The sequence below is a fragment of the Actinomycetospora endophytica genome (assembly GCF_021026375.1).
Lineage (GTDB): Bacteria > Actinomycetota > Actinomycetes > Mycobacteriales > Pseudonocardiaceae > Actinomycetospora > Actinomycetospora endophytica.
Genome location: NZ_JAJNDB010000001.1, coordinates 2,064,721 through 2,077,714, shown reverse-complemented (window position 1 = coordinate 2,077,714; position 12,994 = coordinate 2,064,721). Strand labels below are relative to the sequence as shown.

Genomic DNA, 12,994 nt, shown 5'->3' with positions numbered 1-12,994 from the left:
TCACCGGGTGTAAGGAACCAGCGGGGTGTTGCAGCGCGCGTTGGTCCCTCCGGGCGGGTTCCCCACGTCGTACTTGAACGGGCCGACCGGGGGAAGGAACGGCGGGAGCGCCGCCGGCGGCGCGAGGCTGTCGTAGCCGAACTGCGGCGCCACACCACCGACCGGGCCGTTCGGAGCCTGCGTCGAGCGGACGATGCCGGCCGCGAAGTTGGTGAAGAACGGCGCGACGTTCGGCCCGCACGGCTTCAGGTAGGCGAGGATCGGGTTGAGCTCGCCGAAGAACTGCCGTCCGTTGGGCACCATGTCCTGGACGTCCCCGGCGAACTCCGGCACCCGCTGCAGCGTGGCCGGTGCCTTCTGCAGGGTCTCGTCCAGCGCGGGCAGCAGCCCGCGCAGGTCCTTCGACGCCCCCGGCAGCTGACGGAGCGCGTCGTTGAGCGGGCCGGACGCGTCGTTGAGGTTCTGCGCCACCGGCTGCAGTGCCCCACCGAGCCGCGAGAGGTCGCCGCTGGCGTCCTGGGCCGTCGACAGGGTCGGCGCCAGCTTCGAGATGACCGCCTTCAGGTCGTCGGAGCTCCCGGCGGTCACCTTGGTGACGTCGTCCGCGTCACCGACCAGCTGGGCGATCTGGCCCTGTCGCGTGTCGAGCGCGTCGAGGACCTTCGCGGTGTTCGTCGAGAGCTGGCGCAGCGCCATCTCCTGCCGGCTCAGCGCGGTCAGGGCGGCCGGCACGTAGCGGGTGGGCTCACCGAGGCTGCCCACCGTCTGCGAGATGCCGGACTGGTTGCCCTGCGTGACCTTGTCCAGCGACTGCAGCGTGCCGCCGAGGTTCTTCCGGTCGGACTCCGGCAGGGCGCGGACGAGCTCGTCGGTGTCGACCGGCGGGCTGACGCTGCCCATCGGGATGACCGCCTGGTCGGGCAGCGGCGGGCCGTTGCCGTCGGTGATGTCGACGTAGGTCTCGTTGATGAGCGTCTTCGTCTTGACCGCCGCGTGGACGCCCTGGTGGAGCGGGGCGAACTCCGGGTGGTCACCGAGGCCGGCTCGGATCTGGGCCACGCCGTTGACCACCGACAGGTCGAGGACGCGGCCGACCGGCACCCCGTTCAACGTCACCTGGCTCTGGTTGACCAGGTTCTTGTTGATCGGCGACTGGAAGACCACCGAGTACGGCGTGGACGTGAACGGCGGGAGCTTCCCGCCGGCGCCCACGAAGAACACCGCGTAGAAGACCAGGCTCACCACGACGAACAGCAGCAGGATCGTGGTCTGGATCCACGGGAGCGCTTTCTGGGGAATCTTCACCGTGGAGCCCCTATCCGCCGTTGTTCTGCTTGGAGATGGACTTGGTCTTGTCCTGCCCCCACGTGGGCTTCGGGCTGCCCGGGTACTTCGGGACGGGCGTCTCGGCGCAGAGCGGGTTCGGCACCGGCACCGAGCACGTGCCGAACTGCAGCAGCGCGCGGGCGCTGTTCCTGCCGTTGTTGTCCCCGAGGTCGGTGACCGACCGGGTCTGGTAGACGAACGCCGTGAGGTCCGGCAGGTAGGGGAGCAGGTTCCCCGTGATCGGGTCGAGGTCGCGCACGATCGGCTTGAGGTCGGGCAGCGTCCGGTTCACGTCGTTCACGAACGGCCGCAGGTCGGCGGCCGTGGGCTTCAGCTTCTGGGCCACCGGGGCGAGCTTGTCGACCGTGCTGCTCGCGGTGTCCACCGTGTCGCTGAGCTTGCCCAGCGAGTCGGGCAGCGTGTCGCTGGCCTGCTTGACGTCGTTCAGGGTCGGGTCGAGCTGGTCCGACAGTCCCTGGACCGCACCGGTGCTCGCCTTGAGCTTGTCGGTGACGCCCGGCAGCTGGTTGAAGCTGTCCCGCAGCTGGTCGTTGCGGTCGGACACCGCCTGGAGCGTGGTCTGCAGCGAGTTCGCCAGGTTGGTCAGGCGCACGTCGTTGCCGCCCACGGCCTGCGACAGCTGGCCGACGGCGGTGATCAGTTGCCTGATCTTGTCGCGGCGCTGGTCGAGCTGGTCGACCAGCGGCTGCACCTGCTTGGTGAAGTCGTCGACCGCGTTGACACCACCCGGCAGATCCTGGCCGGCCCGGGCGAGGGCCGTGTCGGCCTGGCTCAGCAGCGACCGCGTCGCCTCCCGGGTGTTCTCGTCGAGGTGGCTCAGCGGCTGGTCGATCTCGACCGGCGACTGGCTGCTGCCCAGCGGGAGGACGCCCTGGTCCGGCACCTCCTGGGCGGGCGGACCGCCCGGGTCCAGCTCGATGTACATCGTGTTCAGCGGCGTCGTCGGGCGCATCACGACCGTGGCGTTCTGGTAGATCGGCCGGTCGTAGCTGCTCTGGTTGATCGACATGAGCACGAGGGCGTGGCCCTTGTTGTCGATCTTCGCGTCGGCGATCTGCCCGACCTCGACCCCGTTGACCTGCACGCTCTGACCGAGACCCGGTGCCACCGAGGCCGCCTCGGCGAAAGTGGCCCAGACCTCGGTGCGTCCCTGCCACGGCGGGGTGAAGCGCTGGTTGGCCAGCACCGTGCCGCCGATCCCGAGACCCAGGGCCACCACCACCACGATGGCGATGACGTTGCGCAGCAGGCCGGGCTCGGTCCGGACGAAGTGCACCGCCCGGCGGATCCGGCCGGGGTTCTGCGCGCTCATCGGTTCCCTCCGGTCTGGGGCAGCAGGCCGGCGACGGGGGCGGGGAGTGCGGCCTGGGAGGCCATGGGGAGCGCCGAGCCGGCCGGGTTCAGCAGCGCGTACAGCGTGGGCAGCGAGATGCCGGGGTTCCCGGCGATCGTCCCGGTCCCGCCACCGACGTTGAACGCGATGCCGTGGCCGTTCGCGTCGTTGTAGCCGGCGACCCCGTTGAGGCCGCGGAACATCGGACCGATCTCCTCGCGGAGCTTGTCGGCGTGCTCGCCGGGCACGTCGGCGTGCCGGCGACCCGCGTCAGCACCCTGGTTCGGGCTGTAGCCGGACTCGAGGGTGTCGACGATCGGGCCGTTCACACGGTCCAGCGGGGTGTTGAGCCCGTTGAAGACCGTCGTCAGGTCCTTGCTCGCCGGGATCAGGCCCTGCACGACCGGGCGGGTCTGCTCGAGAGCGGCCCGCAGGTCGCTCACCACCGGACGGGCCTTCACCAGCACCGGGTCGAGGTGGTCGAGGAGCACGCCTGCCTGCTGCACGACGGGCCGGGCGGGCCCGGCGGTGTCCCGCAGCTTGTCCAGCGATCCGCCGAGGCGGGCGAGGCCGGGCCGGGCGGTGTCGAGGGCGTCGGGCAGGTCGTGGATCGCCTGCACGGTGTTCTTGCTCGAGTCCCGGAACGCCGAGGTTGTGGTGTGCAGGTTCGTGAGAACGGACTCGATCTGCCCGTCCTGGCGGGACAGCACCGCCGTCGTGCGCTGCAGGCCGTCCACCACCGCGGGCAGGTCGTTGCCCGGGTTGGTGCCCTGCAGGGCGTCGATCACGCCGGCGCCCGGGCCGAGGGCCGCGGGGGCGTCCTTGGCCAGGCCCTGGATCGCCTGGCCGGACCCGGCCTTCAGCGCCCGGTCGAGGCCGTTGATCGAGGCCGGGATGCCCTTGACCGCGTCGGGCTGGATCCCCTGGACGACCTGGCTGAGCTCGGTCGGCAGTTGCGTGCGCTGCACCGGGATGTCGTCGGTCCAGGGCTGCGTCCGGTCCCCGCCGGGGATGATGTCGACGTAGATGACACCGCCCAGAAGGCTGACCGGCCGGACGTTGGCCGACGGCGCGGACCCCACCTTGTCCGGCACGTCCGACTCGATGCGCAGGTGCATGACCGCGGACCCGTCGGGCTCGCGCTCGACCGAGTCGATGCGCCCGACCTCGACCCCGCCGACCTTCACCTTGCTGGAGTTCGCGAGCGTGAAGTAGTCGCCGGTGGTGTGGATGTCACGGGTCGTGAAGCCCCACTGCAGGTACTGCTGCCACTCCGACTTCGTGATGCCGGCCAGCAGCCCGAGGGTGAGCACGGCCACCACGATCGTGCCCACGAGGGCGTAGTTGACCTTGCGGACGTTCGGCCGCTTGGTCGAGCCGTCCCCGTTCCCGCTGTCCTTGCCGTTACCGCCGTCTCCCTTGCCCGGCAGGGCGGAGCTGAGCTTCATCGGTTCCCTCCGCTCCGGTCGACGACGGGCTGGTTGTCGGGGTCGTCCTTGCCCTGGTCACCGCCGTGCTGGTCGCCCCAGGAACCGTTGCCGTGGTCGCCCCAGTGGTCGCCGTCGTCGAAGTTCGGCTGCGGGCAGCGCGTGTTGTTGACCTGGCTGAGCTCGGTCTTCGTCGGGACGCCGCCGATGATCCCGCCCTGCGGGACGAGCACGAACCTCGCCGCGTTGCCGGTGGCGTCGCCCTGGCGGACCAGGATCGCGAGGTTGGTGAACACGTGGCCGACGTCGAGGGGCGCGAGGCAGGCCAGCGGTAGCCGGGCGTTCTGGGCCCCGGTGCGGATGTCCGTGACCAGCGGCCGCAGGTCGTGCAGGGCCGGGGTCAGGGCCTCGAACGCGGGCTGCCCGACGTCGGAGACGCCCGGGACCTTGTCGAGCGGACGCGGCGACTCCCGCAGGACGCCCCGCAGGTCCGGGGTGGCCGCGGCGAGGGCGCCGACCCCGGGCCGGATGGCGGTGACCGCCTGGGTCGTCGTCTCCAGCGGCTGCTGGAGGTCGACCAGCGCCTTGCGCACGTCGGCGAAGGCGCCCGGCGCCACCTTGAGCAGGTCGGCCAGCGATCTCCCCTGGTTGACGTTCACCGCGTCGAAGGTGGTCGCCAGCTGGCGGTTGAGGTCGGTGATCTGCTGCTGCTTGCCCTGGAACGAGGAGCTCAGGTCGCGCAGCGAGGTCAGGACGGTCTGGATGTCCGCGCCGTTGTTGTTGTTCAGCGCCCGGGCGACCGTGCCCAGCTTCGGGAGGTTGCTCGGGACCGCGTCGACCGCGTCGGACAGGTCCTTGGCGTGGCCCTCGAGGCCGCCGCCCAGCTGCCCGAGCGCGTTCTGCGCGGCGGTCGTCGTCTTCGGGTCGAAGACGCCGGCCAGGTCCAGGATCTCGACCGCGGGCTGCGTCTGGGCGGCGGGGATGACGCCGTCGGTCGGCAGGGCACCGGCCGCGGCGTCGCCCCGGGTGATGTTGATGTACTTCTGGCCCAGACCGGACCGCGAGACGACCTGGGCGGTGGCGTTCTTGAACACCGGGTTGTCGTCGTCGAACTGCAGGCGCACGGTCCCGACGCCGTTGCCCTCGTAGTCGATGCGGTCCACGCGCCCGACCCGGACGTCCGCCTCGCGGACGTCGTCGTCGACGTGGAGGTCACCGGTGTTGGTGAACTGTGCCTCGACGTAGGTGTGGGACTCGCCCGGGAAGCCCTTCGCCGAGTTGAGCGCGAACAGGGCGATCAGCGCCGACGCCACGACGACCACGAGGCCGATGACGCCGGAACCGAAGCGCGCCGACCGCTTCTTCTTGCCGGCCATCAGCGTCCTCCCATGAGGGTGCCCAGCGCGCTCTGCTCCTGCGTGGGGGTGAGGCCCGTGGCGCTGCCGTCCGGCGCGGGCTGGCCCTTGAGCAGGGTGTTGTTCGCCCCGGGGATGAGGTTGGGCAGGCCGGCGCCGCCGGTCAGGTTCTGGGTGTCGGCGACGAAGAAGACCCGGAAGTAGTGGCTCAGGGCGTCACCGCCGTTGGTCGTGAGCGCCCAGTTGTGCAGGAAGCCGAGCACGCCCTGGATGCGGTCGTTGTTGCACGCGTTCGGGTCCGTGCCGCCGCAGATCTGGTCCTTGCCGGAGCCGTACGGCCCGCCGAGGTTGTTGGTCAGCGAGTCCACGATCGGACGGGCGCCGTGCACCGTGTCGTAGAGCGGCTTGCCGGTGGTCTTCGCCTCCGCGGCCAGCGGCCGGGCCTCGTCCAGCAGGGTGTTGGCCTTGTCGAGGAGCGGGTTCGCCGCCTCGAGCGCCGGCTGGGCCGAGTCGGTGAACGTGTTGATCTCCCCGGAGATCGCGGCCAGGTTGTCCGCGGTCGGGCGCAGGGCACCGAGGGTCTTCTGGGTCGCCCCGGCGGTGCCGGTGAGGTCGTCGAGGGTCTTCTGCGCCGCGGACAGGGTCGAAGGGAGCTCGGCCAGCGTGTCCCGCAGCTGCTGCTCGTTCGCCGCGGTGGTGCCGAGCAGGTTGGTGGCCGAGCCGACGGTGTTGTCCAGGGTCTTGCCCTGGTCGGCCGCCAGGCCGTTCGTCACCGGCTGGACCTGGTCGATCACCTGGCCGAGCAGCTGGTTCTGCCGGCTCAGCGAGGCGGCGAGCGCCGAGGTGTCACCGAAGGCGGGCTTCAGCTCGCGCATGATGTCCTGGACGTTCTGGCCGCGGTTCGCGATCCCGCCGCCGAGCGTGCGCAGGATCGAGGAGAGGCCGGCCGCCGTCGGGTCGTTCAGTGCCTGGACGATGTTCTGGTAGTCCTCGGCGAAGCTGGTCTGCTTCACCGACAGCCCCTGTCCGGGCTCCAGGATCGGGGCCGACGGCGTGCCGGGGTTCAGGTCGACGTACTTCTCGCCGATGAGGGAGAGCTGGCGGATCGTCGCCGTGGCGTCGACGTGCAGCGGCAGCGCCTTCTGCTCCAGGTTCATGGGCACCAGCGCGACCTTGCGGTCCGGGTCGACCGTCGGGGAGCCGGTCGTGCCGACCACGACGCCGCCGATCTTGACCTGCGCCTGGCTGGTCATCGCGCCGATGTTCGCGAAGTCGGCGACGACCGTCTGGCCGTCACCCTGCTTCGCGGTGACCGCCGTCGTCATCGCGGTGGCCCCGAGGAGGGCCACCAGCGCGAGGAACAGGATGTGGACCTTGCCGACCCCCCGGAACGGGTTCGGGCCGGAGTTGGTGCTCGCCGAGGACCGGGCCATCAGTTCAGTCCTCCAAGTCCCGCCGACACCGGGTTGGCCCCGCCGGTCGCCGTTCCACCGGCATCGCCCTGCGAGACCGCGTCACAGTTGCGCGGGACCGGCTTGTTGGCGCCGGTCCCGAGGTTGACCGGGGTCTCGTCGACGCTCTCCGGGCCCTCGCGGATCGGGATGTGGACGTATCCGCCGTTGAGGTCGTGGTAGGCGGCCGCCGAACCCCAGGTGGAGAGGAAGCCGACGACGCACGGGGTGAACGGCTGGAGATCGTGCAGGGCCGGCGAGAGCTTCCCGAAGGTGTCGCCGACCTTCGGGATCGTCGTGTCGCCCGCGTCGAGCAGGCCCGGCGTCTCGTCGAGCAGCTGCGAGGCCGCCTCGAGGGTGGGCTTGAGCTGCGCGATGGTCGGCCGGAGGTCCGCGAGCACCGGCGCGAGGTGACCGGCCACCGAGGGGAGCTTGGCGGTGGTCGTCTTCGCGTCCTCGAGCAGCGGCACCGCCGCGTCCGTCGTCCCCGGGACCTTGCCCAGCGTCGACCGCGCCTGGTCGAGGGTCGGGGGAAGCTTCTGCAGGACCTGCCGCAGCGCCTCGCGCTGCTGCGCCGTGTCGTGGGTGCTCACGGACAGGTCGTTCACGATCCCGGAGATGTCCTGGTCGTGGGAGCCGGCCCGGGTCACCAGGTTGTTCGTGTCGGTGACCAGCTGGTTGATCGCCGGCTCGTCGATGGCGACCCCGCGGAAGACGTTGCCGATCGCGGTGAAGGCCGGACCGGCCGTCGCGAGCGTGTTGTTCAGGTCCTGCTCGTGACCCGCGAGGGTTCCCTGGAGCTGCTGGATCACCGGGCCGAGGCGGCTGCGGGTGGCCGGGTCGAGGGCGGCGAGGACGTCGCTGAGCTCCATCGGCTTGGGCATGTTGCCCTCGATGCGGCCGCCGTCCGGGATCTCGGGGTTCGAGGGGGGCCCGTCGTTCACCTGGATGAGGCGCTCACCGACGGCGGCGCTCCACTGCACGAAGACCACCGCGCCGGCGTGGAGGGGAGCGACGTCGCTGTCCGTCGCGATCGTGATCTCCGCTCCCTGACCCTCCGGGACGAGTTTGTCGACCTTGCCCTTGGGGAAGCCGTTGATCAGGACGGGGGCGCCCTCGATGATGTTCGGGTTACCGGCGGGGAGGAAAGCCGTCGCCTTGTACCCGGTGGGCGTCGTGATGAGAACGATGCCACCGGCGATGAGCAGAAGAATGACCACCCCCACGAGGACGCGGGTGGGCGTGAAACGCATGGTTTTTAATCCATTCCGAGGGGTCCGGCCGACTCTCCGGCGAGGAACTGCTTCACGAACGGGTCCTCGTTCTCGAACGCTTCCTTGGCCGGGCCGTAGTGCACGACCTCGCCCTGCCAGATCAGTCCGATGTAGTCGCTGACCTTCCGGGCGGTGGCCATGTCGTGCGTGACCAGCAGGTACGTCCCGCCGTGCTTCTGGTGGACGTCCAGGATGATGTCGCAGAGCAGGCTGGTCCGGACCGGGTCGAGACCCGAGTCCGGCTCGTCGAAGATGACGAACTCGGGGTCCATGACCATGGCCCGGGCGAATCCGGCGCGCTTCTTCATGCCACCGGAGATCTCATTCGGAGCCTTGTGCGCCGAGTGTCCGAGACCCACTTCCTCGAGAAGGCGCATGACCTTCTCCTCGATCTCCTTCTCGGACATCTTGGTGTGGGTCCGGAGCGGGAACGCGGTGTTGTCGTAGAGGTTCATGGAACCGAACAGCGCGCCGTCCTGCCAGCACACCCCGAACCGGGTCCGCATCGAGTAGCGCTCGTCCTCGGTCATCGCCCAGATGTCGTCGCCGTCCACCAGGACCTCGCCGGTGTCGGGCTCGAGCAGGCCGACGAGGTGCTTGATCAGCACGCTCTTGCCGGTACCCGACGGCCCGAGAACCGTCGTGATCGCGTTGTCGGCGAAGTCGAAGTTGATGTTCTTCATGACCTGCGACGAGCCGAACGACTTCGACAGGTTGTGCACCTGCAGCTTGGTGGCGCTGCTGATCCCGCTACCACTCGTCTCCGAGGCGCCCCGCTGCTGGTCCTGGGCCGCGTTGATGGCGATGGGTTCGGTTTCCGACACGACTGACCTCCGGGGCGCCTTTACACCTCAAACGACGAGGGACGGCGAGGGTTACGGGAAAATAACGCGGGTAGTGCGGGCACCGACGATTGTCGAGCGGGCACAGAAAACTCGACCCCAGCGCCCCACGGGAGCGCTGGGGTCGAGTTTCGGCTACGTCGGCGCCCGGTTCCTCGACCGGTTCAGTTGGAGATGGGTGCGTTCACGTCGATGCCCCAGAAGAACAGTGTCCCGAGGGCCCCGATGACGGATATCAGCACCATGTTGAGAATCATTGATTTTGCCGTCGCCTGACCCACACCGACTGGTCCTCCACCGGCGTGATAGCCGTAATAGAGACCCACTCCGCATATGGCGAGCGATTCCACCATCACCTTGATGAGTGAGGCGACCAGATCGTACGGGCTCTGGTAGAGCCAGAAGATGTAGAAGTACCCGCCGGGCGAGACCTCACCGATGTTCACGACCGTCATGAGGTACTGGCCGAGGTAGAGCATGCCCAGCCCGGTGGCCCACAGGAACGGGAAGGCGATCAGGGCCGACATGATGCGGGTGCCGACCAGGTAGCTCTTCGACTTGACGCCCATGACCTCCATGGCGTCGATCTCGTCGGAGATCCGCATCGAGCCGATCTCGGCGACGTAGCCGCAGCCGACCTTCGCCGCGAGGATCCAGCCCCACATGTAGACCGAGCACTCACGGAGCCCGCAGTAGGCGTTGAAGACGCCGGAGTACAGCGGGGCACCGATCTGCTTGAGCACGTAGCCGGCCTCGAGGCCGCACTCCAGGCCCATGATGAACATCATCATCCAGAGCACCAGGGCGCTGCCGATGATGAGGAGGCCGAGCTGGCGGAACATCTCCGGGATGTAGCGCCGCAGCATGTCCGGGAAGTCCCGGATCGTGCCCTGGATGAAGACGCCGATCTCACCGGAGGTGTAGAGGCCGGCGCGGACCTTCTCCTTGAACGTCGAGAAGCCGAGGTAGATCGGCTGCGGCTCCGGCGCCTTCATCGGCGCCTTCGACGTGTCGTACTGCTTGGTGTCGTCGTCGACGGACATCTTCGGCCGCCCCCTTACTTGAAGACGTAGAGCGACGGGCTGAGGCCGAGCAGCATGCTCGTGAAGACGAAGTTCACGATCCACACACCCGCGAAGGCGATGACCACGGACTGGTTCACCGCACGGCCCACGCCGATGGAGCCGCCCTTGACGTTGAGGCCCATGTAGCAGGACACGACGCCGATCACGAGACCGAAGCACGCGGCCTTGGCCAGGCTGCCGATCACGTCCGGGACGTTGAGCAGGTCGTACAGGCTCGCGGTGTAGGCGGGCAGGTCCGCGCCGAACACCGGGCCGGCGGCGAGATAACCGCTGATCAGACCCATGATCAGGGCCATGATGTCGAAGATCGCCGTCATGAAGGTGATCGACAGGACGCGCGGGATGACCAGCGAGCGGATCGGATCGACGCCGAGGACCTCCATCGCGTCGAGTTCCTCGCGAATCTTGCGGGCGCCCAGATCGGCCGTGACGGCCGTACCGACGACGCCGGCGACCACCATCCCGTCGATGAAGGGAGCGAACTCCCGGATGCTCGCGAACTGGAAGAACGAGCCCAGACGGGACGGGATGCCGAAGATGTGGAAGATCGCGCCGCCGGACAGGCCCGGCGCACCGAACCCGAACGCGAACGTCGCCACCGCCATCGGGAACCAGCACAGCTTGAGCGCGCTGTAGCACTGGTCGCGGGTGTCGGCCCAGTAGCCGTAGGGCTGCTTGATCGCCATCGCGAAGACCTGGAAGCCCAGGCGGAAGATCTCTCCGACGATGACGAGGGGTTCGCCGGCCTGGCCGAGCCATCGCGGCGGGGTCAGCGTCTTGCTGCGCTCCCGGGTGTCGGGGATCGACCCCGCGCTCCCGGGCGACGCACCGCTGTCCAGCCTGCTGGTGTCGGTGCTCACCGGGCTTCCTCCCTTCGAGAGACCCATTCGGACGCTGGGCGTACTGGTGCAGCGCTCAACGTCTGGTTGATGCCGACGACACGGGACCCCTGCCGAAAGAGGGACAGACCCCCGCCCTCGGGGGGAGTGTCGGCCCCCTGGAGGACCGAGGCGCCTGGCTCCCAGGACCTCGGCCTCCGGTCGGGACCGGTCGCCGCCGGCACGCCGCGCCACCCGGATTCGGGTGGCGCGGCGTGCCGGCGGTCACGGGTCATCACCGACTCATGCTGGTGTCGAACGGAGTAGCGGGCATCAACCTCAGGGAGGACATGACACGTCCGTAGGGGGGATCTCCGGGGATGTGTCCGCTCAGGTGGGGAAAGCGCTCGAGAAACCGACCCACAGCAGGGCCAGCGCACCGAGGACCCCCACGGTCACCGCGGCCCCGGTCAGCCGGGCGGCGCTGATCCGCCCGTCCCGGTGGTGTCGGTACGAGGCCCGGGCCCCGAGGTAGCCGAACCAGCAGATGGCCGCCACCCCGATCCCCACGGCCGAACGTGCCCAGCAGGGCGCACCGGGATCGGACACCAGGCCCATCAGGACACCCTGACCGACGGCCGCTGCGGTCAACGGGATTCCTCCTCGGGTCGGATGCCTCGCTCTTGTGGTGAACGCTCGACGATCCCGGTGGGTGCGCCCTCCGGCATCGGTCCTGGAGGGTGGGTGCCTCCTCCCTTCGGTTCCCAGGCGACCGCGCAGGACCCGGACCGGGGAGGCTGGCACGCTGTCACCCCACCCGACGGCGGGCAGCACCGACCTCGAGGAGCGGGGCATGGAGGGCGACGGGGACTACGACTTCGAGTCGCCGGTCTGGTGGGACCCGAAGGTCCGGCGGGTCGTGCTCGACGCCCGCTCGTTCGAGCCGTGCCTGTTCCTGGTGCGGGGCACCGAGTTCGTCCTCGCCAGTGGCCACGAGGTGATCTGCTCCGGCGATCTCGGACGGGTCGGGTACTCCTGGCCCGAGCGCATCGAGCTGCCGGTCTGCGACCTCGCGGTCGACGGCCGCATCTACCGGATCTACTTCTGCCACCCGCATCCGCAGGCGCGCCCGTTCGAGGGGTCGACCGCCGACGAGATCACCGAGGTCGTCACCCTCGCCGGTCGTCCGGGCGGCGTCGCGACCCGGCGGATCTCGGTGATGCGGATGCCGTCCCACACCAGCCTCAACCCGGGTCGCAAGCGGATGCAGCGGTTCCAGGCGCTCCTGCCGTGAGCGCGTTGCTCACCACGTGGCGCACCACCTGGGGCGCCGAGCTCGTCGTGACCGCGCTGGCCGCGCTGTACCTCCGGTCCGTCCTGCACGTCGGTGGTTGGCCGCTGATCCGGACCGTGTCGGCGATGGCGGCGCTGGTGGCCGCTGTCGTCGCGGTCGACTCCGGCGTCGGCATCCGCGCGCCGCGGTCATTCGCGGTGGGCGTCGTCCTGCAGCTGCTGCTGACCGTCGTGGTACCGGCGCTGTGGGTGGCGGGTCGACCGGTCGAGCTCGTCCGCAGGGGGTGCTCCGAGCGAACGGCGTCCCGGCTCGACCAGCTCGGGCGCATCGCTCGGACGGTGGCCGGTCCGGCGGTCGCGCTGGTGGTCTACGCGCTGGTCGTGGTGCTCACCCGGCTCACGACGTTCCCCGTCGCGGTCGCGGCGAGCCCGGTGCTCTCGGTGCTGCAGCAGCTCGTGTGGCTGGGCGCCGGGCTGCTGTTCTTCCGTGCCGCGCTCGCCCCCTCGTACACCGTCCGGTTCTCGCTGCTCACGGCCGCAACGGTCGTGACGATCGCGGTCGGCGGGATCCTCGCGTCGTCGTCCGCGGGTTCGGCGCCGACCTTCGCGCCCGACGACGTGCACCGGGGCGGCACGATCCTCTGGGCCGCCGGCGGTGGTCTGCTGGTGGTGATCACGGCGGCCCTCGGCGTCCGGGCGCTCCGCGAGGGTGGGCGCCACTAGTCGGGCTCGACGGTCCGCGCCGAACGGACTCCCGCGTCCGGTTTGC

12 protein-coding genes are annotated in these 12,994 nt (G+C 69.7%); 2 read left to right on the top strand and 10 right to left on the bottom strand.

Annotation, left to right across the window (positions count from 1 at the left end; all coding sequences use genetic code 11):
• From LQ327_RS10220 to LQ327_RS10175, 10 genes are all read right to left on the bottom strand, one after another.
• Entirely contained in the window at positions 1 to 1,305 is a 1,305-nt protein-coding gene (locus tag LQ327_RS10220) for an MlaD family protein (protein ID WP_230732471.1), read from the bottom strand.
• A gap of 10 nt (positions 1,306 to 1,315) precedes the next feature.
• Positions 1,316 to 2,659 (bottom strand): MlaD family protein, encoded by a 1,344-nt coding sequence (locus tag LQ327_RS10215; RefSeq protein ID WP_230732458.1) that lies wholly within the window; start codon positions 2,657 to 2,659, stop codon positions 1,316 to 1,318.
• Positions 2,656 to 4,128: an MlaD family protein gene (locus tag LQ327_RS10210; RefSeq protein WP_230732446.1), complete on the bottom strand. Its 1,473-nt coding sequence runs from the start codon at positions 4,126 to 4,128 to the stop codon at positions 2,656 to 2,658. Before LQ327_RS10210 ends, LQ327_RS10215 begins: the two co-directional genes overlap by 4 nt.
• A complete protein-coding gene (locus LQ327_RS10205; RefSeq protein ID WP_230732431.1) occupies positions 4,125 to 5,483 on the bottom strand; it encodes an MlaD family protein in 1,359 nt (452 codons plus the stop codon). The genes LQ327_RS10210 and LQ327_RS10205 overlap by 4 nt, the downstream gene beginning before the upstream one ends.
• A complete protein-coding gene (locus tag LQ327_RS10200) occupies positions 5,483 to 6,895 on the bottom strand; it encodes an MlaD family protein (RefSeq protein WP_230732419.1) in 1,413 nt (470 codons plus the stop codon). Before LQ327_RS10200 ends, LQ327_RS10205 begins: the two co-directional genes overlap by 1 nt.
• The gene (locus LQ327_RS10195) at positions 6,895 to 8,166 is read right to left on the bottom strand and encodes an Mce/MlaD family protein (protein ID WP_230732410.1); all 1,272 of its coding nucleotides are present in this window, start codon (positions 8,164 to 8,166) and stop codon (positions 6,895 to 6,897) included. Before LQ327_RS10195 ends, LQ327_RS10200 begins: the two co-directional genes overlap by 1 nt.
• 5 nt (positions 8,167 to 8,171) lie before the next feature.
• Entirely contained in the window at positions 8,172 to 8,933 is a 762-nt protein-coding gene (locus LQ327_RS10190) for an ABC transporter ATP-binding protein (protein ID WP_230733209.1), read from the bottom strand.
• Positions 8,934 to 9,193: 260 nt separating this feature from the next.
• Complete coding sequence (locus LQ327_RS10185) at positions 9,194 to 10,072, bottom strand: ABC transporter permease (RefSeq protein ID WP_230732408.1); 879 nt, start codon at positions 10,070 to 10,072, stop codon at positions 9,194 to 9,196.
• Positions 10,073 to 10,086: 14 nt separating this feature from the next.
• The gene (locus LQ327_RS10180) at positions 10,087 to 10,974 is read right to left on the bottom strand and encodes an MlaE family ABC transporter permease (RefSeq protein WP_230732406.1); all 888 of its coding nucleotides are present in this window, start codon (positions 10,972 to 10,974) and stop codon (positions 10,087 to 10,089) included.
• Positions 10,975 to 11,322: 348 nt separating this feature from the next.
• On the bottom strand, positions 11,323 to 11,583 hold the full coding sequence (locus LQ327_RS10175) for a hypothetical protein (RefSeq protein ID WP_230732405.1): 261 nt from the start codon (positions 11,581 to 11,583) through the stop codon (positions 11,323 to 11,325).
• Positions 11,584 to 11,785: 202 nt separating this feature from the next.
• Between LQ327_RS10175 and LQ327_RS10170 the strand changes: the two genes are divergently transcribed.
• Together LQ327_RS10170 and LQ327_RS10165 are read left to right on the top strand one after the other, a co-directional pair.
• Positions 11,786 to 12,226, top strand: a complete 441-nt coding sequence (locus LQ327_RS10170) for a hypothetical protein (protein WP_230732403.1) — start codon at positions 11,786 to 11,788, stop codon at positions 12,224 to 12,226.
• Positions 12,223 to 12,948: a cytochrome c oxidase assembly protein gene (locus LQ327_RS10165; protein ID WP_230732401.1), complete on the top strand. Its 726-nt coding sequence runs from the start codon at positions 12,223 to 12,225 to the stop codon at positions 12,946 to 12,948. The genes LQ327_RS10170 and LQ327_RS10165 overlap by 4 nt, the downstream gene beginning before the upstream one ends.
• Positions 12,949 to 12,994: the final 46 nt, after the last annotated feature.